Here is a 25,135-nt window from a genome sequence, read left to right on the forward strand (position 1 = left end):
CCGCCGCTGCCGATCCACGTGATCCATCGCGAAGGCCGCCATGCCATGCACAAGGTGCGCGCCTTCATCGATCTGGCCGTTGATACGCTGCGCGGCACGGCGTCGCTGAATCCGTAGCACGCCCCATCGTCGGGTTCTCCGCGGATTCTTCTCGAATCCACAAGAGTCACTTCTTCCCCCGGCCATTTTTCGTGGCACGGGACGCCCCTATATTTGATGCGAGCCCGGCATTTGCCGTGGCGCCGAACCATCGCATCCAAGGACGTCCCGACCATGAAACTCTATGTGCACCCGCTTTCCGGCCACGCCCACCGCGCACAGTTGCTCCTGTCCCTGCTCGGCCAGCCGGCGGAACTGATCGAAGTGGATCTGATGACCGGCGCGCACAAATCGCCCGAATTCCTGCGGCTGAATCCGTTCGGCCAGATCCCGGTGCTGGTCGATGGCGAAACGGTCGTGCCCGATTCGAACGCGATCCTGGTCTACCTGAGCAAGAAACTTGGCCGCACCGACTGGCTGCCCGAAGCACCGGTGGCGGCAGCGGCGGTGCAACGCTGGCTGTCGGTCGCCGCTGGCGATATCGCCTTCGGCCCGGCCCGCGCGCGCATCGCCACGTTGTTCAACGCGCCGTACGATCTGGATGATGCGGTCGCGCGGGCCCACGTCGTGCTCAAGCGCATGGACGATACGCTGGCCGATCGCCCATGGATTGCCGCCGATCATCCAACAATTGCAGACGTGGCGCTCTACAGCTATACCGCGCGGGCGCCGGAGGGCTTTGTCGATCTGCGGGACTACGGCAACGTGCGCCAATGGCTGGCACGCGTGGAGGCGCTGCCGGGCTTCGTGCCGATTGTGAAAAGCCCGGTCGGACTCGAAGCCTGAATCTGCCTGCCTGAATCTGCCTGCCTGAAATCGCCTGCCCGAGAAGTCGCCACCTGGAGCGCGTCATGAACCGTCAACCTGCCCCCCATGCGGAGCTGCTACCCGGCACGCCCTGGCATACCGGCGAGCGCATCCTGCAATCCCGGGCCGGCGTGGAAGAGCGTCTGGCCGAAGTGGGTCCGCGCGTGGTGCGTGATTACATGCCCGACCAGCATCGCGAGTTCTTCGCGATGCTGCCCTCCATCGTCATCGGCGCGGTAGCCCCGGACGGCCAGGTCTGGGCCACCCTGCGCGCGGGACAGCCAGGCTTCCTCCAATCGCCCAATCCGTATCTGCTGGAGGTCGCGAGCCCGCGCGATGCCGATGATCCCGCCGACAGTGGTATGGAAGACGGCAACGCCATCGCACTGCTCGGCCTTGACCCAATGACCCGCCGCCGCAACCGGCTGAACGGCACTGTGCGCCGCGATGACGCGCGCGGCTTTGGCGTGACGGTGGGACAAAGCTTCGGCAACTGCCCGCAGTACATCCAGAAGCGCGAGTTCGTGGTCACGCGCGACCCCGCGACGCCGGGCACCGTCGCGCCCCAGATCCTGACCGCGCTCGATGCGCGCGCGCGGACGTTGATCCGCCATGCCGATTCGTTCTTCGTCGCGACTTATGTGGATCTGCCGGGAGGACGCCAGGTGGATGTCTCCCATCGTGGCGGCCGACCCGGATTCGTGCGCGTGGATGCCGATGGCGGCCTGACGATTCCGGACTTCGCCGGCAATACGTTCTTCAATACGCTTGGCAATATGCTGGTGAATCCGGTGGCGGGACTGGTGTTCGTCAGCTATCCGACCGGCGACCTGCTGCAGATGACGGGCCGCGCCGAGGTCATCACCGATTCGCCCGAGATCCGCACTGTCGAGGGTGCGGAGCGGCTGTGGCGCTTTTTCCCCCGGCAGATCGTGCGCCGCGATCGGGCGCTGCCGCTGCGCTGGGATTTCATGCCCGGCGGCGAATCGCCGCAGGCGCTGCGCACCGGCGTCTGGCCCGGAGATCCAGCTTCATGACAGGAACATGAAACCCCCACGGGTGTCAGGGAGCGCAGTGCCTGTGCCACAATCGCGCCAGTCTCTGCCCGCACGGATGCGCCCTCGAACATGTCCCTGGAAGCCCTGCAGAACATCAATCCCCAATCGCTGCTCGACACCGCCATCAGCCTGGCCGCCGCCTTCGTCCTGGGCGGAATGATCGGCTACGAGCGCCAGTACCGCCAGCGCACGGCCGGCCTGCGTACCAACGTGCTGGTGGCGCTGGGCGCCGCGATCTTCGTCGATCTTGCCAATCACATCGCCGGCCATGAGGGCGCGGTACGCGTGGTGGCATACGTGGTATCGGGCATCGGCTTTCTGGGCGCGGGCGTGATCATGCGCGAGGAAGGCAACGTGCGTGGGCTCAACACTGCGGCCACGCTCTGGGGCTCGGCGGCGGTGGGCGCGTGTGCGGGGGCGGACCTGATTCTCGAAGCGGGCATCGGCGCACTGTTCGTCCTGGCCGCTAACACGCTGCTGCGGCCCGTGGCCGATCGCATCAACCGCCAGCCGATGGATACACCGGCCGTGGAAGTCACGCATACCGTGCATGTGATCACGCTACGCGAGTACCAGAAGACCGCCATGCGATTGCTCGAAGACGCGCTGGAAGCCGCGCAGTATCCAACGCGCGACCTGGAAGTCCGCGCGTTCGGCGATCAGGATGTGGAAATCGAGGCGGCACTGGTGGCCACCTCGGTGGACGGCGACGCGCTCGACGCGATCGTCGCCCGACTCGGCGGCACCAGCGTGGTCAGTCAGGCGTTCTGGAGCGCGAGCACAACGGAGTAGAAGCGGGGTCGGCCCTTCAACCGGCAATCACTTCAACGACAGCCGGCACCACAAGCTGCCCCAGCAGCCGCAGCGCAGTCATCTCGTCGGCCGTCCACATCTGCACATCCGCCAGATAGTTGAACGTACCGATCACCGCGCCGCGCCGGCTCAGCGGCACGTTGACCACACCGTTCAGGCCAAGGCCGCGAATCACGGCGATGTCGTCGAACACCGCTGCCAGCGCCTCGTCGCCCTCGCCGACGAAGACCTCGCCACGCACCAGCAACTGGCGCGTCCAGGCCGTATCGCCCTTGATCTTCTTGCCGCCCACCGGATAGGCCGCCGGGTCCGACGACCATAGCCGTTCGATCTCGCCCGTCCTCGCGTGCCATGCGTTGATCGTCAGCAGGCCGGGGCCGACCATCGCCAGCGTGGCCTGCCCAACGGCATCCATCGCGCCCTGCGGCGTGGCCGCATCGCGCAGGCGGTCCAGCAGTGCATTCAGTTGTGCCTGCCAATGCATCGGCAATGTCATGTTCGCCGCGTCCGCCATCATTCGCCCTGGATGCCGAGTTCGCGGATCAGCTTGCCGTAGCGGTCCGCATCGCGGCGCAGGATCTTGCCGAATTCCTGCGGGGTGGACGTCGCCGTCTCGACGCCGATCGACTCCATCTTGGCCTTGACGTCGGGCAGCGCCATCGCGCGGTTGATCTCGTTGTTCAAGCGCGTCACCAGTTCCGCAGGCATGTTCTTCGGGCCAAAGGCGCCGTACCAGACCGAAAGCTCATAGCCGGGCAGGGTCTCGCCCACCGTCGGCACATTGGGCAGCAGCGGGGAGCGCTTGGCTTCGGTCACGGCCAGCAGGCGCAGCTTGCCGGACTTCACGTGCGTCAGCGTCTGAGTACCCGCCGAGAACAGCAATTGCGTCTGGCCCGCCACTGTATCGACCACGGCCGGCGCGCCACCCTTGTACGGCACATGCAGCAACTGCACGCCGGCCATCTTCTCGAACAGCACCGCGCTCAGGTGATTGGTGGAGCCGGGGCCCGCGCTGGCGTAGGCGACCTTGCCCGGATTAGCCTTCGCGTACGCGATCAGTTCCTTGACGTTGTGCACCGGCACGGACGCGTTCACGACCATCGTGTTGGTCACGTAGGCCAGCAATCCCAGCGGCGTGAAATCATCCACGCCCTTGAACGGCATGTTCGGCATCAACGCCGGGTTCATCGCGTGCGTGCTCATCGAGCCGATCAGCAGCGTGTAGCCGTCCGGCTTCGCGCGTGCCACCATCGCCGAACCGATGTTGCCGGAAGCGCCCGGCCGGTTGTCGACAATGACCGGCTGGCCGAGCGACTTGGTCAGCTGCTCGGACAGCGTGCGCGCCAGGATATCCGTCGAACCACCCGCCGCCCACGGCACGATCAGCGTGATCGGCTTGGTCGGCCAGGCATCGGCAGCGCTGGCCAGGTTCGCGAACGACATTGTCAATGCGGCGGCACCGCACAGCAGGCTTCTCAGTACGGACTTCATCTCGGACTTCATCTCCAACCCCCTTCGGTTTCTGTTTCTGTTTCTGTATCGGTCTTCGGTAATGTCGCGCGTGAATCAGCGGCCGACGGCATAGCCCTGCATGCCACGCGCGTTGGCGCCGGCGCGCAGCACGAGCCGCCCTCTGGCGTCGCGCTCGCGTGTGCAGGCCGACATGCGACCCTCCGACCAGTCATCACCGACGCGAACCTCATGCCCACGGGCACGCAGCGCTTCGATCGTGGCAGCGGGAAAGCGCGATTCGACGGTAATGCGGTTCAGAGTGGTCTGGCGCGGCCAGAACGACTGTGGGAAGTGGTCGATATGCCAGGCGGGCGCGTCGATGGCTTCCTGCAGGTTCATGCCATGCACCGCGTGGCGCATGAAGAATGCCAACGACCACTGATCCTGCTGGTCGCCGCCAGGCGTGCCGAACACCATGTAGGGCTCGCCGTCGCGCATCGCCAGTGACGGCGACAGCGTGGTGCAGGGCCGCTTGCCCGGCGCCAGCGTGTTGGGCAGGCCCGGTTCGAGCCACGTCATCTGCAGGCGCGTGTTGAGCGCGAAGCCGAGCGACGGAATCGTCGGGCTCGACGACAACCAGCCGCCCGAAGGCGTGGCCGCCACCATGTTGCCGTGGCGGTCGATCACGTCGATATGGCAGGTGTCGCCGACGAACAGCTCGCGTTCGGCCCATTCGGTTACCGGCGGCAGCGCGGCGAAGGTCGGCTCGCCCACGCCGAAGCGCGTATCGGCGGCAGTCAGCGTGCGCTCGGCCACGGCGGGGTCAGGCATACGCGGCGCGCGGCCACCCAGCGCGCCGGGGAACATCGTCGGCGCCGCCCGATCACCGATCAGCGCTGCGCGGCTGGCCAGATAGTGCGGATTGAGCAGCGCGGCCAGCGGGCTATCGACGAAGCGCGGATCGCCATACCAGGCGGCGCGGTCGGCCATCGCCAGCTTGGCAGCCTCGGCGATCGTGTGGACGAACTCGGGCGATGTTGGCGCGTGCGCCTCCAGCCCCGCATGGCGCAGCATCCCGAGTTGCTGCAGGAACACCGGGCCCTGGCTCCAGATATCGCACTTGGACACGCTGTAACGGCCAAAGTCCAGCGAGACGGGCGCTTCGACCGTGGCTTGCCAGTGCTCCATGTCCTCGAAGCGCAGCAGGCCGACGTGCTTTTCGCCAGTGGTGTCGCGTACCGGCGTGTTGCGGCAGTACGCGTCGATCTCCTCGGCCACGAAGCCCTGATACCAGCAGCGCATGGCCGCGTCGATCTGGCCTTCGCGGGTGTCGCTCTGCGCGATCGCAGTCGTCACGATGCGCGTGTAGGTATCGGCCAGCACCGGTAGCGTGTGCAAACTGCCGGGGCGCGGCACCTTGCCGTCCGGCAGCCAGGTATCGGCCGAGCTGTGCCATTCGTCGCGGAACAGCGCCTGCACGGCAAGGATCGCCTGCGAGATGCGGGGCACGAGCGGAAAGCCGTTGCGCGCGTAGCCGATGGCCGGCTCAAGCACGTCGGCGAGCGACCAGGTGCCGTGATCACGCAGCATCGTCATCCATGCGCCGAACGCTCCCGGCACCGTCGCCGGCATCAGCCCGATGCCGGGCATCATCTCCATGCCCATCTTCCGCAGCGCTTCCGGATCAGCCAGCGCCGGGGCGGGGCCCTGGCCGCAGACCGAGCGCGCGGCACGCTCACGCTCGCTCCAGAACAGGATCGGCACCTCACCGCCAGGCCCGTTCAGATGTGGCTCCACCACCTGCAGCACGAAGCCGGCTGCCACTGCGGCATCGAACGCATTGCCGCCGCGTTCGAGCACGCCCATGGCGGTCTGCGTGGCAAGCCAGTGGGTGGAAGCGGCAACGCCGAATGTGCCGACGATCTCGGGGCGTGTCGTGAACATGAAGTGAGCGCGCAATGGCTGGATCGGAATGTATTCGAGTATAGGCAAGTGAAATAACCACCAAGAGCCAAATACTTATCGATGCATTACTATTTGGTTATACAACTCCTTCCCATTGCCGCCATGCCGATCGCCACCGACAAGCTGCTGCACAACATCGTCTCCCGGCTGCGCCTGCGTCACCTGCCGCTGCTGCTTGCGCTCGAGCAGCAGCGCTCGATCTCGCGCGTGGCGGCCGAAATGAACCTGTCACAGCCGGCCGTGACCAAGGCGCTGCGGGAAATCGAGGACATTTTCACCACGCCGCTCTTCACCCGCACCCGCAACGGCCTGGAGCCAACCGCAACCGGCACGGCAGTGCTGGGCCATGCGCGCATGGCGCTGGCCGACGCTGACGCGCTCGGGCGCGAGCTGGCCGTGATCGAAGCCGGTCTGCGCGGCCGGCTGCGCATCGGCGCCATCCCCTATACGGCGCGCGCCGTGCTCGATGCCGCGCTCGCCTACGGGCTGAACCGCACGCCGCGCATCTCGGTGCTGGTCAGGGAGGGCACCACCGACGAACTGGTCGTCGCGCTACGCCAGCATGAACTCGATTGCGCGATCGCGCGCTCGTTCTACCTGGCGGGGGAAGACATCGTCCAGCAACCGCTCTATCGCGAGGAGCCGGTGCTCGTGGTACCGTCACGCGCTGCCGCGCGGCTGTCGCGCGGCGGACTGGACTGGAAGCGGCTGGCCGAGCTCGACTGGATTCTGCCGCCGCACCATACGCCGGTGCGCCGCACGATCAATACGATGTTCGCGCTGGCCGGCGTGGCGCCGCCGCTGCCGATCGTCGAGACCTATTCGGTCAAGCCCATGGCCACACTGCTACGCAGCCAGCCGCACGTGATCACGATCGTGCCGAGGTCAGTTGGGGCCGAACTGGTCGAACTGGGCGATGCCGCGATGCTGCCGTTCTCGCTCTCGTGGGACCTGCCACCCGTGGGCTTGATGTGGCGGCGCGAGTCACAGGAAAACGAACTGGTGACGGGGCTGGCAGCGGCGCTGCGCCAGGCCATCTGAAACGACAGCAGGAAAAAGGAAAAGGCTGAAAACCGGGATGAAAACCGTCGGACTCTATCTGCTTACCGCGCTGGCCGAGATTCTCGGCTGCTATCTGCCCTACCTCTGGCTGCGCCAGGGTGCGAGCCCGTGGGTACTCCTGCCCGGCGCGGCATCGCTGGCCGTGTTCGCGTGGCTGCTGACACTGCATCCGGAAGCCTCCGGCCGTGTGTATGCAGCCTACGGCGGCGTCTATATCGCGATGGCCATCGCATGGCTCTGGGCGGTGGATGGCGTGCGCCCGAGTCCGTGGGATATCGCTGGCGTGGCGGTGGCGCTGGGTGGCATGGCCATCATCGTGTTCCAGCCGCGCTGACGCGCCGCCCTGCTCTTCCTCTCTCCCTGCGCTCCCGCCATTGCCTCCGCCATTGCCTCCACCTTTGCCGCTATTGGAAGGTGCGCAGGTAAGCAAGAAGATCGGCGATCTGCTGCGGATCGCTCATGCCCCAGAAACGCATCTTCGTGCCCGGCACCACCTTGCCCGGCGACTGCACGAAGGCGCCCAGCGTGGCATCCGACCAGACCACGTTCGACGCCTTCATCGCATCGGAATAACGATAATCCGCCGTACTGCCTGCCTTGCGACCGAACACGCCATTGAGCTGGGGTCCGAATGCGCCACGCGCCGACGGGCCGACGCGGTGGCATGAGGCGCAGAGCCGGGTGAAGGTCTCCTTGCCGGTCTGGACATTACCGACGGTGGCATTGGCTGCGTTGGCTACGTTGGTGACTGGATGGACAAGCAGGGCAAGAACGAGGGGTAATGCGTATTTCATGCTGCGGGATAGCTCGCCACCTCGATCAGGTTTCCATCGGGATCACGGCAATAGACCGACGTGATCGCCCCGAGCGCCCCGGTGCGTTGCACCGGACCGACTTCCACGGCCACCTTGTGGGCCAGGAAATGCGCAACCACCTCCTTCGGCGGCATGTGCGTGATGAAGCAAAGATCGTCGCTGCCGGAGGTCGGATGCACACCCGTGAACCATGCAACGGTGTCTTCGCCCACCGGGCGCAGATTGATCTTCTGCTGGCCGAACTTCACCGATACCCGTTTGCCGGAACGTGACTCGAAGTCCTCACGCTTCATGCCGAGCACCTGCTCGTACCACGCGGCGCTGGTTTCCACGTCCTTCACATTGAGCACGATATGGTCGAAGCGATCGATTGCGAGCGTCATGGGGGCCTTTTTCCTGAAGGGATTGTCGGGGTCCGTACGATACCGACAGCGAGATGTAACAAGACGTTTGGCTGTGAAACAAGCGGTACTGTACACCCCGTGTGATGCATACGCGTACGTATAATGCGGTCTTCCACGACGGGCGCGTAGTACGCAACTGACGCGCCCCGGCTCAGTCTCCTCCGCCGGGCGGCATCCCATCCGCATGTCAGCCCGCACTCGTTGAAAGTGGCGGCCCAGCGCACCATGCGCGGCTGCGCTTTCGTTGTTCATCCTGGCGCGTCGTGCCCGGCACTGCCTGCCGGGACTGGCGAACCCGGAAAATTTCCACGAAGTGCAATTCGCCATGAGCAAGATTTCCAGGCTCGCCTTGAGCCTTGTATTGGCCGCACTGTTTCATGTCGCCGCCCCCGCGCTTGCCGCGGAAAGCGCCTCGGACGCCGAGGCCCAGCAGATTTCCGTGCTGACACACGCGGAGGCCGTTGCCGAACTCAAGCGCCTGCAGACCGCGCAGGACCAGATCAAGCAGCAGGCCTCCAGCGCCTTGGGGCGCACCAAAATCAATGGACTCGACGACGACCTCAAGCAACTGGCCACCGATGTCGACAAGCTCGCTGCATCACTGACGCCGCAACGCGCGCAGCTGCAATCCCAGCTTGATGTGCTGGGCCCGCCGCCCGAAACCGGCAAGGCAAAGGAAGCCCCCGCCGTGGTCGCGCAGCGCGCCGAACTCACCGCGCGCAAGACGCAGCTCGACGACGAACTGAAGCAGGCGGCCAACAGCAAGGACAATATCGCGCACCTGCAGGAACAGCTGGCCAAACTGCAACGCACGCAGATGAAGGATCAGCTTGCGTTGCGGTCCGAGAGCATCCTGAATCCCCAGTTCTGGAAGCCGCTCTTCGGGCGCGCGCCTGAGGACCCGGAGCAGCCCGGCGCCTTCACCGACGAGATCGTCCCAATGTTCGAGCACGCATGGGCGTCTGGGCAACGGGCGACCACGGTAATCCTGCTCGTGATCGCGCTGGCCGCGTGGACACTTGGGCGTCGTCTGCTCGAACGCGGCGCGGCGTGGCTCTGCCTGACGCAGTTGCCCGAAGCTCGCATCCGCCGTAGCGCGCTGGCGTTCGCCACGACACTGGCCACGGTGATCGCCACGGCCACCGGCGTGCGCATTGCATTCGCGGCGTTCACCGGCGGCGAAGACGTCCCGCCCGAGATTCAGGACCTGCTGAACGAGATCGCCAAGCTGGCAATGACCAGCGCACTGATCGCGGGCCTGGGCCGCGCCCTGCTCTGCACGCGGCATCCTTCATGGCGGCTACCTGCGCTGGCCGACCGGCTGGCGCTCGCCATGAAGCCGTTCCCGACGGTGCTGGCAGGCTTGCTCCTGCTGGCCGGCACGCTTGAGCAGTTCAACCGCATGGCCGATACGAGCCTGCCGGTCACGCTGCTCGGCAGAGGCGTTGTGTCCTTGGTGGTGGTGTTGACGATTGGCGCCGCACTGCTGCGTGCCAGTCGCGTGCGCGCCGAACTGCTTGCCGCCGGAGAACAGCCCGAAGCCCGCGCCACGCTCGTCGGATTGATCCACGTCGGCGTCACGCTGACCGTGGCGATCTCGTTCGGCGCGCTGCTGATCGGCTACATCAGCATCGCGCGCTTCCTGACCTACGAACTGGTCTGGTTCGATATCGTGCTGTGCAGCCTCTACCTGCTCACGCAACTGACGCGCGACATCTGCGAGGCCACGTTCTCCACCCAGTACGGCGGCGGACGCGTCATCAAGCAACTGTTCGGCGCAGGCGATACCCAGCTCGAACAGGCCTCCACGGTCTTTTCCGGTCTCGGCTCCAGCGTGCTGCTTCTGCTGGCCGTGCTGGCGCTCCTCACCGGCGGCTTCGGCACGACACCCGCCGATCTCTTCAACAGCCTGCTGGCCATGCTCGGCGGCGAGAAGCTACGCGCGCTGAACATCATGCCGGACCGCATCATGAACGCGGTGATCGCGCTCGTGGTCGGCATCTGGCTGCTACGCTCGGTACGCCGATGGCTCGATGCGGAACTGCTGCCGAAGCTTTGCTCGGAGTCCGGGCTCCGTGCGTCGCTGATCACGCTGTTCAGCAATATCGGCTATGTGCTGCTGGTGCTGCTGACGCTCTCGCTACTGGGCGTCAAATGGGAAAACCTGGCGTGGATCGTCAGCGCGCTGTCGGTCGGTATCGGCTTCGGGTTGCAGGAGATCGTCAAGAACTTCGTCTCCGGCCTGATCCTGCTGACCGAGCGCCCGGTCAAGGTAGGCGACATGGTCAGTCTGGCCGGCGTCGAAGGCGATATCCGTCGCATCAACGTGCGCGCGACGGAAATCCAGCTGGCCGACCGCTCGACCGTGATCGTGCCGAACTCGCAGTTGATCTCGCAGAACCTGCGTAACGTCACGATGCACAACAACACGCAAGGTGTGGCCACGCTGCAATTGACGTTCCCACTGAACACCGACCCCGAAGCCGTGCGCGACCTGCTGCTCGACGTCTACCGCGAGAACCATGCAATCCTCGACATCCCCGCGCCATCGGTGACGTTCAGCCAGTTGGCGCCGAACGGCATCACGCTGAGCGTCACCGGCTATGTGAACAGCCCCCGCATCGCTGGTGGCACCAAGAGCGACCTGCTGTTCGAGATCCTCAAGCGGCTTCGCGCCGAGGAGATTCCGCTGTCGGCGCCACAAACGCTGCGGCTGGAAAATATGGCGGCATTGGGGACGTAGATAGGGGTGTAGATCAGGGACGCAGATTGGGACGAGTTGACTCCCCGTCACTCCGTCACTCCGTCACCCCGTCACCCCATCAGCCCATTGCTCCCTCGTGCCCAGTCCAATAATCGGCGCCATCGTCATGGGTAGCGAGCGCGATCACCTGGGTGCACCGTTGGCATGTGTAGAGGAAGGCCTGCGCACCGGTGCCGGATATGGCGTCGCCGGTGCGGATCAGGCGGGGGTGTGGCGGAACATAACCGGGACGACCCAGCAGGCTCTTGCAGAGTTCGCAAGGAACCATGGCGCTCTCCAGATTCTGGTGCGATTCGCGGCAATGACACCCGCGACAGGTGATTTTTGTGCAACGCAGCAGAATCCAGTATAGGCGCACGATCGTTCGATCGCCACGCCCGGGCGGTGTGACTTATTCCTTACCGGCGAAGCGGTCCGTTGCGGCGATCAATTGGTCGAGAATGCCGGGTTCGCTCCAGGCATGGCCCGCGCCTTCGATCAGATGAAAGTCCGCGTCCGGCCAGGCCTGATGCAGGGCATAGGCGTAACGCACCGGACACGGCATGTCGTAGCGACCATGCACGATCACGCCAGGGATGCCGGCCAGACGATGCGCGTCGCGCAACAGTTGCCCGTCGTCAAGCCAGGCACCGTGTGTGAAGTAGTGGTTTTCGATGCGCGCGAATGCCAGCGCGAAATGTCCGTCGGCATGTTTGGTGCTGATGTCGGCGTCCGGTAGCAGCGTGATCGTCTCACCTTCCCAGACGCTCCAGGCCTGCGCGGCCTCGACCTGTTTTGCCTTGTCGTCGCCGGTCAGGAGCTTCCGATAGGCGGCCATCATGTTGCCGCGCTCGGCCTCAGGCACCGGCGCCTGAAAACGCGCCCATTTGTCGGGGAACATCTCCGATACGCCGAACTGGTAATACCAATCGAGTTCGGCCCGCGACACCGTATAGACGCCACGCAGCACCAGTTCGCTCACACGCTGAGGATGTGTCTGCGCGTAGGCAAGCGCCAGCGTCGACCCCCATGATCCCCCGAACACAAGCCAGCGCTCGACGCCGATCCGCTCGCGCAGCTTCTCGATGTCGTCGACCAGATGCCAGGTGGTATTGGCCTCCAGTTCGGCATGAGGCGTCGACTGGCCGCAGCCGCGCTGGTCGAACAGCAGCAAGTCGTAGCGGGCGGGGTCGAACAGGCGTCGATGATCGGGCGAGATGCCGCCACCCGGCCCGCCGTGCAGGAACACCGCCGGTTTGGCGCCGCGCGTGCCGACGCGCTCGTAATACAGCACGTGGCCATCGCCGACGTCGAGCGTACCGGTCTCGTAGGGTTCGATAGCGGGATAAAGGGTGCGCGGTTCAGGCATGTCGCCTCCCGGAAAGCCTTGAGGGAAGCCAAGTGTAGCGCCATCGTGCAGTGCAACGCGCCTTTAAGTTTCGTTTAAGTCTTGGTCCCTACAGTGGAGCCGTACCGCAACCGCCTCCTGGAAAGGTGACGTATGACCCCTCAAGACATGCAAGCACTGGAAACCTTCCTGAGCCAACTCGTGCAGGCTCGCGCCGATGGCAAGGACCCGCAGGCCGCGGCGATGATCGCCGATGCGGCCGGCCGGCAGCCCGACGCCGCCTATCTGCTCGTGCAGCGCGCCATGTTGCTTGATCGCGCACTGGTGAACGCCCAGGCCCAGATTGCATCGCTCCAGCAGCAGCTTCAGCAAATGCAGCAGGGCCAGGGCTCGCGCAGCTTTATCGATGATGCCAACGCCTGGGGCAACCACCCCGGCCGCGCGATGCCCGGCGCCGCTCCATCCGCGCCACCGCCCTATCAGGCCGCCCCGCAGTATCCATCCACGCCGCAACCCGCCCCGCAGCCACCGCAAACGGCCCGGCCCGGCTTCCTGAGCGGAGGCCTGGGCGGCACGCTTGGCAGCATTGCCACCACGGCGGCGGGTGTCGCGGGCGGCGCGATGCTATTCCAGGGCATCGAAAATCTGTTCCACCGCAACAGCGGTGGCGGCTTCTTCGGGCAACCGGCAATGGGTTCGGCGCCCACCGAGACCGTGATCAACAACTATTACGAGGACGGCAGCGGTAGCAACGGCGGCGGCGGTGGCAGCAATGCGCTGCTGGCCGACAACGGCAACCTCGACAGTGGCAACCTCGACAATGGTTTGGACGACTACGTCGACGATGACTACCGGAACGACGACTCGATCTTCTGATTCTTCTGGCCGTCTTGAGCCCGGCGCGGGATCCTGCCTCCGGTCCCGCGCCTTGGGGTCTTGCTCAGGCTGTCACGGTGATGTCACGGCGAGAGGCACTCATCAGTGACCACCCAAACACGACCATGCCGGCCAACGCCAGCAGCATCCCGACCCAGCCGGTTGAGGTCCAGCCGAGACCGGCGGCGATCGTCACGCCACCAAGCCATGCGCCGAGCGCGTTCGCCATATTGAACGCCGAGTGATTGAGCGCGGCGGCCAGCGTCTGGGCGTCTCCGGCCACGTCCATCAGGCGGATCTGCAACGGCGGGCCCAGCGCCACGGCGGTGCCTACCAGCATCACATTGAGCGAAGCGAGCCACGGATACGGCGCGGTGTACACGAAGGCGCCCAGCACCAGCGCGGACCAGAGCAGCACACCACCGACGGTCGGCATCAATGCCTTGTCCGCCAGCTTCGCGCCGGCCAGATTGCCGGCCACCATGCCGACGCCAAACAAGGCCAGCACGATGGGAATACCGCTGGCGGGCATATGCGCCACCTCGAGCATCGTCGGCTTGACATAGCTGAACACCGCGAACATGCCACCAAAGCCGATGGCGCCAATGCCGAGCGTGAACCAGACCTGCTTGCGCGCCAGCGCGGACAGTTCGCGCAATGGGCTTGCATGGCGATCGGCGGGCACGAACGGCACCCAGCGCCACACCAGCAAAGCCGTGAGCGCGCCGATGGCGCCCACGATCACGAACGCGGCCCGCCAACCCAGCCACGTGCCAATGCCGGCAGCGATCGGCACTCCCACAAGGGTCGCCACGGTCAGCCCGAGCATGACCAGGCCGACGGCCTGCGCACGGCGCTCGCGCGCCACCAGACTCGCCGCCACCAATGCGGCCACGCCGAAGTAGGTGCCATGCGGAAATCCTGTGAGCAGGCGCACGGCGAGCATCGGCAGATACCCGGGCGCCAGCGCGCTGGCGAAGTTGCCCAGGGCGAAGACGCTCATCAGCGCAATCAGCAGGTTACGGCGTGGCCAGCGCGCGCCCAGCACGGCCAGCAATGGCGCGCCGATGACCACGCCCAGCGCGTACGCGCTGATCAGGTGGCCGGCCTCGGGAATGGTGATTGCCAGATCGCGCGCGGCGTCGGGCAGCAAACCCATGATGACGAACTCGCCGGTGCCAATGCCAAAGCTGCCAACGCCTAGCGCCAGCAAGGCACGGCGGTCAGCCGCGCGATCACGGGCCGTGGCGGCATCGCCTTCGGAAGATGAATTCGGGGACGAACGGGTGAGATCGGGAACGCTGTCGAAGTTTCCGTGTGGGGCGGTCATGAGCAGAGAGATTGCGAAGCACTTGTCATAGCTTGTCGCCGCTCACTGGCGGACAGGATCTTGCGTCCTGTCTCGGGGGCTCCAGCATGCTCCGCGCGGCGCGAAGGCGCTATTGTGAAGCAAAACGGCGCAGCCTGCCGGGCACGCCCCGGTGTGGATGAAAAGGCCGATCGACGCACAATCCGCGCGCAATCCGCGCACGGTCGCGCCATGGTGGTCGATCCCACGATTCCATCGCATCAGTACTGCGCGCAGGGCTATCGGCGCACGATGCGCCGCCCTATGCTGAAGTTATGCGACGCCCGCGTCCCGTACCCGTGAACCACGGCCCGGGTGCCGCGACTCGTGTGTGGGAGGGGATATGTCCCTGCGTAGCATCCTGTTCATCGCCGCCGTCACCATTACCTGGAATTCGCCTGCAGCCGCGGCGGGCTGCCAATACGACATGCAGTGCAAGGGCGACCGAATCTGTCAGCAGGGCCAGTGCATGGCGCCCGACAGCGACGACTCCGACGCCGCGACTTCCAAGGGACAATCGGGACAACAGGCACAACCTGTACAACCGGCACAGCCGGTACCACCCGCGCAGTCGGCCATGAGGCTGGCTCCCGCGTCTACCACCGCGAGCGCGCCGCGCAACTGCTGCACCGTGGCAGGCAAGTTGCGGTTGACCACACCTCAATCGGGCGATGCCGCGCTGATGGTCGGCGACGCCTGCCAGGGCCTGACTGCCACGGGCAAGCCAGTTCCCGGAACGGCCTGCAACTAACGCATGCAGACATCGCCATCGACATCCCAACGTCATCCCGACGACATCTGACTGTCATCCGGCGGCCGCCATCACACCGCCATCACACCACCATCACGGGCCCGGAGCCATCCGGGCCCCACCTATCGCACCGCCGCCACGATCGACTCCCGCAGCCACTGATGCGCGGGGTCGCGATGAACCCGCTCGTGCCACAACATCGACATCTCGAATCCTGGCACCTCCACGGGCGCATCGACGATCTGCAGCCGGTCGTTGTCCCGCACCAGCCGGGACGGCAGCATCGCGACCAGGTCGGTGCTGGCCAGCACCGATTCGAGGTAGAGGAAGTGCGGCACGGACAGCACGACCCGTCGCGACAGCCCCACCTTGGCCAACGCCTCATCGGTGGCACCGACGAATCCTCCGCCCTCGGGCGACACGATCACATGCTCCAGTGCGCAGAACTGGGCGATGGTCGGCTTGCGCTTCAGGCGTGGGTGCCCACGGCGGCCGGCCAGCACGAAGCGCTCGGTGAACAGCGGACGGAGATGCAGGTTTTCCGGGGCATCGGTGGTGATATGGAACACCAGATCGACATCACCTTGCTCCGCCTGACGCGCAATCCGTGGCGGCGCCAGTTCAATAACCGCCATGCGGGTGCCGGGCGCAGCCTGGCGCAAGCCGGCCAGCGCCGGCAGCAATACGGTTGTTTCGCTGTAGTCGGTGGCGGCAACGCGCCATGTCTGCGTGGCCTCGGCGGGATCGAACGGATGCTCCGGCGAGATGGCCGCCTCCAGCGCGGCCAGCGCCTCGCGCAGCGGTTCGCGCAGTGATTCGGCGCGGGCGGTGGGGCGCATGCCACGTGGCCCGGGCAGCAGAAGCGGATCGTCAAGGATCTCTCGCAGCCTGGCCAGATGCACACTCACCGAGGGCTGGGAGTAGTGCAGCCGCTCGGCCGCACGCGTGACGTTATGCTCGGCCAGCAGCGTGTCGAGTGTGACGAGCAGGTTCAGATCGAGGCGCCTCAGATTAATCATGGCAATACCTGGGATATTAGGAATTCATTTCCAATATAGCTCAGGCGAACCTAATCTTGGTCCTGACCCATCCTCAGTCATCAGGACACCGACATGAACGTACTGCTTGTCTATGCTCACCCCGAACCGAAATCGCTGAATGGCTCACTCAAGGACTTCGCCGTGCAACGGCTGGAGGCAGCAGGGCACCAGGTGCGGGTCTCGGACCTCTATGCCATGCAATGGAAGGCGCCGCTCGATGCCGGCGACTCGCTGGCACCTGCGAATGGCACGCCGTTTCATCCGTCGCTTGCCTCGAAGCACGCATTCGAGAACGGACTGCAAAGTCCCGACATCGCACGCGAGCAGGAAAAGCTGAAGTGGGCCGACGCGGTGATCCTGCAGTTTCCGCTCTGGTGGTTCTCAATGCCCGCCATCCTCAAGGGCTGGATCGAGCGCGTCTATGCCTTTGGCTTCGCCTACGGTGTGGGCGAGCATTCAGATTCGCGCTGGGGCAATCGATATGGCGAGGGCACGCTTGCAGGCAAGCGCGCCATGCTGATGGTGACGACTGGGGGGTGGGAATCCCACTACGATGCGCGCGGGATCAACGGACCGATCGAGGACATCCTGTTCCCGATCCATCACGGCATCCTGTACTACCCGGGATTCGACGTGCTGCCGCCCTTCCTGGTGTTTCGGTCGGGCCGGATCGACGGCGATCGCTATGCCGCGGTGACCGAAGAACTTGGCCAGCGGCTGGACACGCTGTTCACGACGGAACCCATCGCCTTCCGGCCACAGAACGGCGGCCAGTACGAGATTCCGTCGCTGATCCTGCGTTCGGACATCTCACCCGGACAGAACGGATTCGCGGCGCACGTGGCGCTGGAGAACTAGGCCGCTGCGGCAGCCGTGGGCGTGTGGGCAGCCAGTTCGCGGTAATAACGCGTGTGACGATAGAGCCCGTAGAGGCTGGTTGCCGTGAAACCGAGCTGCTGCACGAACAGGCCATAGGTGCCGGTGGCCAGCGCGAAGGCACTCCACACCAGGTTCGAGCAGATGTAGGCAATCCAGCCCCAGCGCGACGCGCGGTTGTGGAGTGCAACAAGGAAGGAGCCGCTCATCGCGAGGGCACAGCCCGACCATTCCAGTCCGTTGAGCAGGTTGGGGATTTGGGCCGCAAGCTCCATCTTTGTCTCCGTTTTGCGTTCATTTTTTGTATGCAAACCGAAGACAATCGTCACTGAGAAATTCTGGCAAGAGGGGCTACCCCGAGGTTTGCCTCGGGGTAGCCCCTCCACCTTTGTGCCGCGCTCAGGCTCGCATCAGGTTGTCCGCCAGCGCCACCGCGGCTTCCTCGCTGGTGCGCTCGAAACGCAGCGGCGTCACCGACACCGCGCCACGCGCCACCACCATCGCCTCCGCATCGTCCACATCGGGCCTCGGGCCGCGCGAGAACTGCAACCAGTGATAGGGGAAGCCGCGCGGGTCCACATGCGCGCGGACGTCGATCGCGTTGATCAGCCCCACGCCCTGCCGCGATACCGTCAGCGGACCGGCCGCATCGGCTTCAACGTCCGGGAAGTTGACGTTCAGGCACGCGTCATCACTCCAGCCCGCCGTCACCAGTCGACGAATCACATCGCCTGCCAGCGCCCGGGACGTCCCCCACTTCACCGCGTTGCGATCCTTGAAAACCTGGCTCAGCGCGATCGAGCGAATGCCCAGCAGCATGCCGGTCATGGCTGCGCCGACGGTGCCAGAGAACACGGTTTCGAGACCGAGATTGCCACCACGATTGATGCCGGACAGCACCAGGTCCGGGGGCGTATCGCGCATCACGTGGCGTACTGCCATCACGACGCAATCTCCCGGCGTACCGCTAATGCCGAAGCGGCGCGGGCCATGCTCGGTGATCCGCAGCGGATCATGCAGGCTGATCGAGTGCGAGGTGCCGCTTTGATCGTGCTCGGGCGCGACGATCCAGACTTCGCGCGCGATAGTGGCGGCGACCTCCGCCAGCACGGCGAGGCCCGGCGCATCGATGCCGTCGTCATTGGTCAGGAGCACGCGTTCGACTACAGGTTCAGACATGGAATAGGCTCAGGTGGTTGGAGAAGGCCCGCCGCGCAGCCCCGAAGCGCCACGCGAAAGCGACCTTTACTTTAGCCGATCCCGCTCCGTTCCCGCTGCCATCGCCCGCCAGGACGCCGGCGGCCTGAGGCGCGTTGGCCTCTGGAGCAAACCCTGGCCACACTCAGCGCGGCAGGCCAACATAGTTTTCCGCGAGCGAACGGCATGCGGCTTCGGAGCCGACCAGGTAATCCAGTTCGGCTTGCTGGATGCGGTGCGCAAACGCGTCGGCGTCTGGGAAGCGGTGCAGCAACGACGTCATCCACCACGAGAAACGCTCCGCCTTCCAGACGCGGCGCAGGCACTTCTCCGAGTACATGTCCAGTTCGTGCGAGTCGTCGTGCTGGTAGTGCGCGATCAGGCCATCGGCCAGGTAGAGCACGTCGCTGGCGGCCAGGTTCAGGCCCTTGGCGCCTGTTGGCGGCACGATGTGCGCCGCATCGCCCGCCAGGAACAGCCGGCCGTAGCGCATCGGCTCGCACACGAAGCTGCGCAGCGGCGCGATGCTCTTTTCGATGCTCGGGCCCGTAACCAGCGCCTCTGCCGCGGCCGGGTCCAGGCGATGGCGCAGTTCGTCCCAGAAGCGGGCATCAGACCAGTCCGCGGGTTTCTCCGTGGACGGTACCTGCACGTAGTAGCGGCTGCGGGTCTTCGACCTCATGCTGCACAGCGCAAATCCGCGCTCGTGGCTAGCGTAGATCAGTTCGTCGGCCACCGGCGGGGTCTCGGAAAGAATGCCGAGCCAACCGAACGGATAGACACGCTCGAAGATGCGCTTCGACGGTTCCGGCACGCTGGCACGGCTGACGCCGTGAAATCCATCGCAACCGGCGATGTAATCGCAGACCACCTCATGCTCGACACCATCCTTGCGATAGCACACACGCGGGCGATTACCGTCGAAATCGTGCAGCGAAACATCTTCCGCCTCATAGACCGTCGGCACGCCCGACGCCTGACGCGCGGCCATCAGGTCTCGCGTGACCTCGGTCTGCCCATAGACGGTAACGTCACTGCCAATCAGCGCATGGAAGTCGATGCGGTGGCGCTCGCCGCCGAACGACAGTTCGATGCCGTGGTGCACCAATCCTTCGTCGCGCAGCCTGCCGTCAACACCAGCACGCTTCAGCGCCTCGACCGTCACGCATTCGAGAATGCCCGCGCGAATGCGGCCGAGAACATACTCTGGGCTGCGTTGCTCGATGACGATGTTGTCAATGCCCGCGACGGTCAGCAACTGCCCAAGCAGCAGCCCGGCAGGACCTGCGCCAATGATGGCGACGCGCGTGGAACGGGAATTGATCGAGCCATTGGGGGCCATGGCGAGTCTCCTGGTTTGTGTGTATTTGTTGGGCCTAACGATAGAGCCTCGCGCGCCCTGCAGGAATGGACAGATCGAACCATCGAAGTGACAATCCGAACATTCAGGGTTCACCCGATATGCCCCCATGAGAACCGTTCCGACCTACTCGCTCTATGGCGTGAATTCCTCAGAGCCCCTGCTGGATCAGCTCCATTTCGAGTCCATCGCCTCGCGCAGCCAGCTCTACGCATGGGAGATCAAGCCACACCGGCACGAACGCTTCCTTCAATTTCTGTACATCCATCGCGGCAGTGGGGAGGCCCTGCTGGAGGGCCGAAAGGAACGACTTGCAAGCGGTTCGCTGATCACGGTGCCACCGCACCACGTGCACGGTTTCGTGTTTGCGCCCGACGTCGACGGCATCATCGTGACGATGACTGACACCTACCTGCGCACGTTGCTGGCCGGCTTGCCGGGAACGGTGCCGCTGTTCGAGCACCCACGGCATGACCGCGTGGCACGACGCCACGCGCTGGCGGGCACGCTGGCGCTGTTCAGGGAGGAGATGGAATCGGTATCGCCGTGGCGCGGCGCATCGCTATCGGCGTTGCTGACGCTGATGCTGGTGGGCATCGCGCGCATCGCAGAGGCGTCGGCCCCGGCGAAGACGCAGGCCGGCAGCCGGCCGGCCCGGCACTTCCGGCAGTTCCAGCAACTGCTGGAGACCGACTATCGCGAACAGAATGACATCGCGTACTACGCCGGGGCGATCGGCGTCACCCCGACGCAGCTCAACCGCATCTGCCGCCAACTGGCCGGGCATAGCGCATTGCAGCTCATTCACGCACGCGTGCTGGCCGAAGCGCAGCGCGACCTGCTCTTCAGCGATCTCGACATCAAGCAGATCGCAATGACACTCGGCTTCTCGGACGCAGGCTACTTCTCGCGCTTCTTTGCGCGGCTGACCGGGCAGACACCCACCGCATTCCGCGAATCGGGCCGCGCCCGCCTGCCAGCGTTCGCGATCAAGGACGCCTTGACCGCGACAGATATGGCAGGCACGGCGGACGCCTGAGCATCAACCGCGTGCGCGATCCACTTCTGCAAACACTTCCTCGGCCATGTGGAATGCCGAGTTGGCCGCCGGCACGCCGCAATAGATCGCGGTCTGCAACAGCACTTCCTTGATCTCGTCGCGAGTGACGCCATTGTTGGCGGCTGCGCGGAGGTGCAGCTTCAGTTCCTCGGAACGGTTCAGCGCCACCATCATCGCGATCGTGATCAGGCTGCGCGAATGACGTGGCAGCCCTTCACGCGTCCAGATCTCGCCCCAGGCATAGCGCGTGATCAGGTTCTGGAATTCCTCGTTCAATGGCGTCAGCCGTTGCAGCGAACGGTCGACGTGCGCGCTGCCAAGCACTTCCCGGCGCACGGCGAGGCCCGCATCGTAGCGCGCCTGATCGTCCGTCACCGGCAGGCGGCCGTTGATGAAGTCAATCAGCGCGGCGGTAAAGCGCCCCGGCTGCTCTCGGTTCGAGAGATGCGCGGCGTGGAGCTCTATATAGATGGCCCCGGGAATGGCTGCGGCCAGTGCCCTGCCCTCGTCCGCCGTGGTTGATGGATCGTCGCTGGCGGCGATCACCAGCACGGGTACCGGAATCGTCTTGACCGCCTCGCGCAGGTCGGCATCGCGCACGGCGGCGCAACTCGCCGCATACCCACGCGGATCGAGCCCCGCCAGCACGGCACGCAGATCATCGAGCGCGCGTCCGGACGTGGCGACGAACGTCGGCGTGAACCAGCGGCCCAGCGATGCATCGACCATGCCGCCCAGGCCATCGCGGATCACCGCGTCGATGCGCGTGTTCCAGGACTCGGCCGTGCCAATCTTCGGCGCGGTATTGGCCAGCACGATCTTCGAGAAGCGTTCTGGCGCATACGCGCCGAGCCACATGCCAGTCAGACCACCCATCGAAAGGCCGCAGAACACGGCCTTGTCGATGTGAAGCGCATCGAGGATGGCCAGCACGTCGCGGCCCAATGTCTCCACCGTCAGCGAAGTCTCGGTGGCAGTGGATCGGCCGTGGCCGCGCACGTCGTAGCGCACCACGCGAAAACGGCCGGCCAGCGCGTCGGCCTGGGGCTGCCACATCGTGTGATCGGTGCCGAGCGAGTTCGAGAAAACGATGACCGGTGCGTCTTCCGGTCCGTCGACGGTGTAAAACAGCCGGGCGCCGGCTTGATCGAGGTAAGGCAAGGGAGTCTCCTGTCAGGCCAGGTCTTGGTTCTCTTAGTTCTGTGGGTTCGCGCGTAGCGCCTGCCATGCGGCAACGGCGGCATCGGCGAAACGTTCGGATTGCCCAGCGTACTGCGCCGGATCGCTCAGGCGGTCGAGCGCGGCGTCGTCGAGCAATCCCGCGTGATTCGGATCTTCGGCCAGCGTGCGGGCCAGCGCGATACGCAGCGTGGTGTCTTCCGCCACCGCGCGGCGCGAAGCCTGCTCCACGAGATGATGAGCCTGCAACCGGCCGATGCGCCGCCCCAGTTCGAGCATGGCTGCCTCACCGAGGATCAGGCCGTGCGTGATATCGAGGTTCGCGCGCATACGGGCTTCATCGACCTGCAGCCCGGACACGACGTCCGCCATCTGGCGCAGCGCGCCTGCCGCCAGCGTGACGATCTGCGGCAGCGTGTCCCATTCGGCCTGCCAGCCACCAAGCGCACGCTCATGTTCCTGCGTCATGCCCGCAAGCATCGTCGCCACCAGCGGTGGCACACGCGTAGCCGCGGTCAGCACCGCCGCGCATCCCACCGGGTTGCGCTTGTGGGGCATCGTGCTCGATCCACCGCGTCCCGGGCCGGATGGCTCGGCTACCTCGCCAACCTCGGTCTGCATCATCAGCGAGACATCGCGCGCCATCTTGCCCAGCGTGCCGGTCAACATACCGAGCGCGGTGGCCACTTCGACCAGACGATCGCGATGCGCGTGCCACGGCAGTGCGGGCACATCAAGTTGGAGTTCGGTGGCGAAGCGGGCCGCCACGGCCGGCGCGTCATCGCCCAGGCTGGCAAGAGTGCCGGCGGCGCCACCGAACTGGATCACGCGGACCTGCGCCCCAACGTGGTCTAGCCGCGTCAGATCGCGACGCAAGGCATCGAGCCAGCCGCCGGCCTTGCAGCCAAACGTGGTGGGCAGCGCGTGTTGCAGCCATGTGCGTGCCACCATTGGCGTGGCGCGATGGGTCGCGGCCAGCATCGCGCAGGCATCGCCCGCACGCAGCAAATCGACGACGATCTCGCGCAGGGCATCGCGCAGTTGCAGCACGAGCGCGGTATCGATGATGTCCTGGCTGGTTGCGCCCCAATGCACGTAGCGGCCAGCGTCGGCGTCGCGCTGGGTGACTGCTGCAGTTAATTGCTTGACGAACGGGATGGCGAGATTGCCGGCGGATACGGCCGCCTGCGCCAGCGCGTCGAGGTCGATCACATCGCCCCTGCCGCAGACTTCAGTAATGACGGCGGCGGCAGCGGCGGGAATCACGCCGCACTGCGCTTCGGCACGCGCGAGCGCGGCCTCGGCATCGAGCATCCGGCGTACGGTGCCAGTATCAGAGAAGACCTCGAGCACGGCGGGACTGCCGAACATCGGGTCGGTCAGGCGAGAAAGCGTGGGCATCGTCGGTGGGGGCAAACCGGTGGTAATGCGCCGATTGTCATGCAAAGCAGGGCGCAGGGGAAACCCCCGCGCCCTGCTTGCAGTGCAAGCAGATCAGATATCGAAGAACACGGTCTCGCCCGCGCCTTGCAGCACGACGTCCCAGCGGTAGCTGTTCTGGCCATTCGGCTGCGCGATCAGCGTGGCGCGACGCTCGGCCGGCACCAGCGCCAGCACGCTGTCGGCGGCATTGGCCGCGGTTTCGTCGGGGAAGTAGATGCGCGAGGCGACGTGCTTGACCAGCCCGCGCATGAACACCGACACCATGATGTGCGGCGCCTGCGGACGGCCTTCCACGTCGGGCACGGCGCCGGGCTTGACGGTAACGAAGCGGAACGACCCGTCGCCCTCGGTCGGCACCCGGCCGAAACCGGTAAAGCCGGGGACCAGCCCAAGCTCGCGCTTGTCTTCCGGATGGCGATAGCGGCCAGCCGGATTGGCTTGCCAGATCTCGACCATGCCATCGGGCACGGGCTCGCCGTTGCCATCGATAACGCGGCCTTCGATCACGATGCGCTGCGCGATCAGGTCGGGCGCGTCGGCGGTCAGGTCGGCGCAGTTCAGGCCGGTCAGGCCGATATGCAGGTAGGGTCCAACGGTCTGGGATGCGGTGGCGTACAGCATGGCCTTACTCCATCGGCGTGGCATCGCGGCCGCGCAGCACGATATCGAAACGGTAGCCGAGCGCGTACTCGGGGGCGGTGTTTTCCCAGTCGAAGGTCGAGATCAACCGATTGCGTGCCTTCTCGTCCGGCACACAGTTGAAGATCGGATCGAACGGCAGCAGCGGATCGCCGGGGAAGTACATCTGCGTGACCAGCCGCGTGGCATACGCGTTGCCGAACAACGAGAAATGGATGTGCTGCGGCCGCCAGGCGTTATGGTGGTTGCGCCACGGATAGGCGCCCGGCTTGATCGTCTTGAACTGGTAGCGGCCGTCGGCATCCGTGATGGTGCGACCCTGGCCCGAGAAGTGCGGGTCGAGCGGCGCATCGTGCTGGTCGCGCTTGTGCACGTAACGGCCGGCGGCGTTGGCTTGCCAGACCTCGATCAGCGCATTCGGCACCGGGCGGCCGTTTTCATCGAGCACGCGGCCTGTCACCAGGATACGTTCGCCGATCGGCTCGCCACCGTTGCCTACGGTCAGGTCGTTATCGCCCTCACGGACAAACTCGGGGCCGAAGGTCGGGCCGGTGACCTCGGAAAGCGATTGCGGCAAGGCGATCAGCGACTGGCTCGGCGAGCGGAGTTGCGTCGAGGCATACGGATCGAAGCGGTACTCGGGCTGGGTGTTCCAGTACGGCCGACGGTACTGGTCCGGGCGGGCGGAGCGTGGGGGCATCGCGCTGTCTCCGTGGGTGTGTTGTGTGAGTGAATGGGCTCGACTGTATTCAACGCCATAAGTCATGTAAATTGAGTTTTTACGCAATTTGAATGATTTT

Annotated in this window: 26 protein-coding genes and 1 pseudogene; 11 read left to right on the forward strand and 16 right to left on the reverse strand. The window is 65.4% G+C overall.

The window, feature by feature from the left end; translation table 11 throughout:
- The 4 genes and pseudogenes from RN01_RS34135 to RN01_RS28720 form a co-directional block, all read left to right on the forward strand.
- Positions 1–117: pseudogene (locus RN01_RS34135) on the forward strand (LysR family transcriptional regulator); the annotation flags it as partial.
- 156 nt (positions 118–273) lie between these two features.
- Positions 274–885: a glutathione S-transferase family protein gene (locus tag RN01_RS28710; RefSeq protein WP_024570656.1), complete on the forward strand. Its 612-nt coding sequence runs from the start codon at positions 274–276 to the stop codon at positions 883–885.
- Positions 886–950: 65 nt separating this feature from the next.
- On the forward strand, positions 951–1,943 hold the full coding sequence (locus RN01_RS28715; RefSeq protein WP_017512334.1) for a pyridoxamine 5'-phosphate oxidase family protein: 993 nt from the start codon (positions 951–953) through the stop codon (positions 1,941–1,943).
- 90 nt (positions 1,944–2,033) lie between these two features.
- A complete protein-coding gene (locus RN01_RS28720) occupies positions 2,034–2,756 on the forward strand; it encodes an MgtC/SapB family protein (protein WP_008644601.1) in 723 nt (240 codons plus the stop codon).
- Between the two features lie 16 nt (positions 2,757–2,772).
- On the opposite strand, the gene RN01_RS28725 is transcribed toward RN01_RS28720, so the two are convergent.
- The 3 genes from RN01_RS28725 to RN01_RS28735 form a co-directional block, all read right to left on the reverse strand.
- Positions 2,773–3,273, reverse strand: a complete 501-nt coding sequence (locus RN01_RS28725; RefSeq protein WP_223277412.1) for a GAF domain-containing protein — start codon at positions 3,271–3,273, stop codon at positions 2,773–2,775.
- Positions 3,274–3,290: 17 nt separating this feature from the next.
- Positions 3,291–4,268: a tripartite tricarboxylate transporter substrate binding protein gene (locus tag RN01_RS28730; protein WP_017512336.1), complete on the reverse strand. Its 978-nt coding sequence runs from the start codon at positions 4,266–4,268 to the stop codon at positions 3,291–3,293.
- 75 nt (positions 4,269–4,343) lie between these two features.
- Positions 4,344–6,173: a gamma-glutamyltransferase family protein gene (locus RN01_RS28735; protein WP_017512337.1), complete on the reverse strand. Its 1,830-nt coding sequence runs from the start codon at positions 6,171–6,173 to the stop codon at positions 4,344–4,346.
- A gap of 123 nt (positions 6,174–6,296) precedes the next feature.
- On the opposite strand from RN01_RS28735, the gene RN01_RS28740 reads away from it, so the two are divergent.
- Both RN01_RS28740 and RN01_RS28745 read left to right on the forward strand, forming a co-directional pair.
- Complete coding sequence (locus RN01_RS28740) at positions 6,297–7,235, forward strand: LysR family transcriptional regulator (RefSeq protein ID WP_024570653.1); 939 nt, start codon at positions 6,297–6,299, stop codon at positions 7,233–7,235.
- 37 nt (positions 7,236–7,272) lie between these two features.
- Positions 7,273–7,590, forward strand: coding sequence for a YnfA family protein (locus RN01_RS28745; RefSeq protein WP_017512338.1), 318 nt, complete (start codon positions 7,273–7,275; stop codon positions 7,588–7,590).
- Positions 7,591–7,660: 70 nt separating this feature from the next.
- On the opposite strand, the gene RN01_RS28750 is transcribed toward RN01_RS28745, so the two are convergent.
- Positions 7,661–8,050 (reverse strand): cytochrome c family protein, encoded by a 390-nt coding sequence (locus RN01_RS28750; protein ID WP_017512339.1) that lies wholly within the window; start codon positions 8,048–8,050, stop codon positions 7,661–7,663.
- Positions 8,047–8,454, reverse strand: coding sequence for a VOC family protein (locus tag RN01_RS28755; protein WP_017512340.1), 408 nt, complete (start codon positions 8,452–8,454; stop codon positions 8,047–8,049). The genes RN01_RS28750 and RN01_RS28755 overlap by 4 nt, the downstream gene beginning before the upstream one ends.
- 346 nt (positions 8,455–8,800) lie before the next feature.
- Between RN01_RS28755 and RN01_RS28760 the strand changes: the two genes are divergently transcribed.
- On the forward strand, positions 8,801–11,218 hold the full coding sequence (locus tag RN01_RS28760; RefSeq protein ID WP_024570652.1) for a DUF3772 domain-containing protein: 2,418 nt from the start codon (positions 8,801–8,803) through the stop codon (positions 11,216–11,218).
- A 79-nt stretch (positions 11,219–11,297) separates the two neighbouring features.
- On the opposite strand, the gene RN01_RS28765 is transcribed toward RN01_RS28760, so the two are convergent.
- Both RN01_RS28765 and pip read right to left on the reverse strand, forming a co-directional pair.
- Positions 11,298–11,507 carry a hypothetical protein gene (locus RN01_RS28765; protein WP_008649025.1) on the reverse strand — a complete coding sequence of 70 codons (210 nt, stop codon included), beginning with the start codon at positions 11,505–11,507 and terminating at the stop codon, positions 11,298–11,300.
- Between the two features lie 123 nt (positions 11,508–11,630).
- Positions 11,631–12,587: a prolyl aminopeptidase gene (pip, locus tag RN01_RS28770; RefSeq protein ID WP_017514724.1), complete on the reverse strand. Its 957-nt coding sequence runs from the start codon at positions 12,585–12,587 to the stop codon at positions 11,631–11,633.
- A 132-nt stretch (positions 12,588–12,719) separates the two neighbouring features.
- Between pip and RN01_RS28775 the strand changes: the two genes are divergently transcribed.
- Complete coding sequence (locus tag RN01_RS28775) at positions 12,720–13,442, forward strand: DUF2076 domain-containing protein (protein ID WP_038317081.1); 723 nt, start codon at positions 12,720–12,722, stop codon at positions 13,440–13,442.
- Between the two features lie 64 nt (positions 13,443–13,506).
- On the opposite strand, the gene RN01_RS28780 is transcribed toward RN01_RS28775, so the two are convergent.
- Positions 13,507–14,772: an MFS transporter gene (locus tag RN01_RS28780; RefSeq protein ID WP_017514722.1), complete on the reverse strand. Its 1,266-nt coding sequence runs from the start codon at positions 14,770–14,772 to the stop codon at positions 13,507–13,509.
- Positions 14,773–15,133: 361 nt separating this feature from the next.
- Between RN01_RS28780 and RN01_RS28785 the strand changes: the two genes are divergently transcribed.
- Positions 15,134–15,541 (forward strand): hypothetical protein, encoded by a 408-nt coding sequence (locus tag RN01_RS28785; RefSeq protein WP_017514720.1) that lies wholly within the window; start codon positions 15,134–15,136, stop codon positions 15,539–15,541.
- Positions 15,542–15,663: 122 nt separating this feature from the next.
- Here the strand turns inward: RN01_RS28785 and RN01_RS28790 are convergent, their stop codons facing one another.
- Positions 15,664–16,560: a LysR family transcriptional regulator gene (locus RN01_RS28790; RefSeq protein ID WP_024570650.1), complete on the reverse strand. Its 897-nt coding sequence runs from the start codon at positions 16,558–16,560 to the stop codon at positions 15,664–15,666.
- 93 nt (positions 16,561–16,653) lie between these two features.
- Here RN01_RS28790 and RN01_RS28795 point away from each other — a divergent pair, with 93 nt between their 5' ends.
- Complete coding sequence (locus tag RN01_RS28795; RefSeq protein ID WP_017515675.1) at positions 16,654–17,439, forward strand: NAD(P)H-dependent oxidoreductase; 786 nt, start codon at positions 16,654–16,656, stop codon at positions 17,437–17,439.
- Here RN01_RS28795 and RN01_RS28800 read toward each other — a convergent pair.
- From RN01_RS28800 to pobA, 3 genes are all read right to left on the reverse strand, one after another.
- Positions 17,436–17,732, reverse strand: a complete 297-nt coding sequence (locus tag RN01_RS28800; RefSeq protein WP_008648027.1) for a nicotinamide mononucleotide transporter — start codon at positions 17,730–17,732, stop codon at positions 17,436–17,438. The two genes, RN01_RS28795 and RN01_RS28800, sit on opposite strands and share 4 nt — an antisense overlap.
- Positions 17,733–17,856: 124 nt before the next feature.
- Complete coding sequence (gene surE, locus RN01_RS28805) at positions 17,857–18,636, reverse strand: 5'/3'-nucleotidase SurE (protein WP_011518527.1); 780 nt, start codon at positions 18,634–18,636, stop codon at positions 17,857–17,859.
- Between the two features lie 163 nt (positions 18,637–18,799).
- The gene (gene pobA, locus RN01_RS28810) at positions 18,800–19,996 is read right to left on the reverse strand and encodes a 4-hydroxybenzoate 3-monooxygenase (RefSeq protein WP_017514271.1); all 1,197 of its coding nucleotides are present in this window, start codon (positions 19,994–19,996) and stop codon (positions 18,800–18,802) included.
- 127 nt (positions 19,997–20,123) lie between these two features.
- On the opposite strand from pobA, the gene RN01_RS28815 reads away from it, so the two are divergent.
- Positions 20,124–21,053, forward strand: a complete 930-nt coding sequence (locus RN01_RS28815; protein WP_017514272.1) for a helix-turn-helix domain-containing protein — start codon at positions 20,124–20,126, stop codon at positions 21,051–21,053.
- 3 nt (positions 21,054–21,056) lie between these two features.
- Here RN01_RS28815 and pcaD read toward each other — a convergent pair whose 3' ends face one another.
- The 4 genes from pcaD to pcaH all read right to left on the reverse strand — a co-directional run bounded on the left by pcaD (position 21,057) and on the right by pcaH (position 25,035).
- The gene (gene pcaD / locus RN01_RS28820; protein ID WP_017514273.1) at positions 21,057–22,235 is read right to left on the reverse strand and encodes a 3-oxoadipate enol-lactonase; all 1,179 of its coding nucleotides are present in this window, start codon (positions 22,233–22,235) and stop codon (positions 21,057–21,059) included.
- Between the two features lie 33 nt (positions 22,236–22,268).
- Positions 22,269–23,624 (reverse strand): 3-carboxy-cis,cis-muconate cycloisomerase, encoded by a 1,356-nt coding sequence (locus tag RN01_RS28825; protein ID WP_024570649.1) that lies wholly within the window; start codon positions 23,622–23,624, stop codon positions 22,269–22,271.
- A gap of 123 nt (positions 23,625–23,747) precedes the next feature.
- Complete coding sequence (gene pcaG / locus RN01_RS28830; RefSeq protein WP_017512607.1) at positions 23,748–24,317, reverse strand: protocatechuate 3,4-dioxygenase subunit alpha; 570 nt, start codon at positions 24,315–24,317, stop codon at positions 23,748–23,750.
- A gap of 4 nt (positions 24,318–24,321) precedes the next feature.
- Entirely contained in the window at positions 24,322–25,035 is a 714-nt protein-coding gene (gene pcaH / locus RN01_RS28835) for a protocatechuate 3,4-dioxygenase subunit beta (protein ID WP_017512606.1), read from the reverse strand.
- Positions 25,036–25,135: the final 100 nt, after the last annotated feature.

It is taken from the genome of Cupriavidus sp. SHE, from assembly GCF_000812445.1.
Taxonomy (GTDB): domain Bacteria; phylum Pseudomonadota; class Gammaproteobacteria; order Burkholderiales; family Burkholderiaceae; genus Cupriavidus; species Cupriavidus metallidurans.

Bases quoted from the DNA above. Each gene is read 5' to 3' on its own strand.
- RN01_RS28710 (WP_024570656.1), top strand. From the start codon at position 274: ATGAAACTCTATGTGCACCCGCTTTCCGGCCACGCCCACCGCGCACAG.
- RN01_RS28715 (WP_017512334.1), top strand. From the start codon at position 951: ATGAACCGTCAACCTGCCCCCCATGCGGAGCTGCTACCCGGCACGCCC.
- RN01_RS28720 (WP_008644601.1), top strand. From the start codon at position 2,034: ATGTCCCTGGAAGCCCTGCAGAACATCAATCCCCAATCGCTGCTCGAC.
- RN01_RS28725 (WP_223277412.1), bottom strand. From the start codon at position 3,273: ATGACATTGCCGATGCATTGGCAGGCACAACTGAATGCACTGCTGGAC.
- RN01_RS28730 (WP_017512336.1), bottom strand. From the start codon at position 4,268: ATGAAGTCCGTACTGAGAAGCCTGCTGTGCGGTGCCGCCGCATTGACA.
- RN01_RS28735 (WP_017512337.1), bottom strand. From the start codon at position 6,173: ATGTTCACGACACGCCCCGAGATCGTCGGCACATTCGGCGTTGCCGCT.
- RN01_RS28740 (WP_024570653.1), top strand. From the start codon at position 6,297: ATGCCGATCGCCACCGACAAGCTGCTGCACAACATCGTCTCCCGGCTG.
- RN01_RS28745 (WP_017512338.1), top strand. From the start codon at position 7,273: ATGAAAACCGTCGGACTCTATCTGCTTACCGCGCTGGCCGAGATTCTC.
- RN01_RS28750 (WP_017512339.1), bottom strand. From the start codon at position 8,050: ATGAAATACGCATTACCCCTCGTTCTTGCCCTGCTTGTCCATCCAGTC.
- RN01_RS28755 (WP_017512340.1), bottom strand. From the start codon at position 8,454: ATGACGCTCGCAATCGATCGCTTCGACCATATCGTGCTCAATGTGAAG.
- RN01_RS28760 (WP_024570652.1), top strand. From the start codon at position 8,801: ATGAGCAAGATTTCCAGGCTCGCCTTGAGCCTTGTATTGGCCGCACTG.
- RN01_RS28765 (WP_008649025.1), bottom strand. From the start codon at position 11,507: ATGGTTCCTTGCGAACTCTGCAAGAGCCTGCTGGGTCGTCCCGGTTAT.
- pip (WP_017514724.1), bottom strand. From the start codon at position 12,587: ATGCCTGAACCGCGCACCCTTTATCCCGCTATCGAACCCTACGAGACC.
- RN01_RS28775 (WP_038317081.1), top strand. From the start codon at position 12,720: ATGACCCCTCAAGACATGCAAGCACTGGAAACCTTCCTGAGCCAACTC.
- RN01_RS28780 (WP_017514722.1), bottom strand. From the start codon at position 14,772: ATGACCGCCCCACACGGAAACTTCGACAGCGTTCCCGATCTCACCCGT.
- RN01_RS28785 (WP_017514720.1), top strand. From the start codon at position 15,134: ATGTCCCTGCGTAGCATCCTGTTCATCGCCGCCGTCACCATTACCTGG.
- RN01_RS28790 (WP_024570650.1), bottom strand. From the start codon at position 16,560: ATGATTAATCTGAGGCGCCTCGATCTGAACCTGCTCGTCACACTCGAC.
- RN01_RS28795 (WP_017515675.1), top strand. From the start codon at position 16,654: ATGAACGTACTGCTTGTCTATGCTCACCCCGAACCGAAATCGCTGAAT.
- RN01_RS28800 (WP_008648027.1), bottom strand. From the start codon at position 17,732: ATGGAGCTTGCGGCCCAAATCCCCAACCTGCTCAACGGACTGGAATGG.
- surE (WP_011518527.1), bottom strand. From the start codon at position 18,636: ATGTCTGAACCTGTAGTCGAACGCGTGCTCCTGACCAATGACGACGGC.
- pobA (WP_017514271.1), bottom strand. From the start codon at position 19,996: ATGGCCCCCAATGGCTCGATCAATTCCCGTTCCACGCGCGTCGCCATC.
- RN01_RS28815 (WP_017514272.1), top strand. From the start codon at position 20,124: ATGAGAACCGTTCCGACCTACTCGCTCTATGGCGTGAATTCCTCAGAG.
- RN01_RS28825 (WP_024570649.1), bottom strand. From the start codon at position 23,624: ATGTTCGGCAGTCCCGCCGTGCTCGAGGTCTTCTCTGATACTGGCACC.
- pcaG (WP_017512607.1), bottom strand. From the start codon at position 24,317: ATGCTGTACGCCACCGCATCCCAGACCGTTGGACCCTACCTGCATATC.
- pcaH (WP_017512606.1), bottom strand. From the start codon at position 25,035: ATGCCCCCACGCTCCGCCCGCCCGGACCAGTACCGTCGGCCGTACTGG.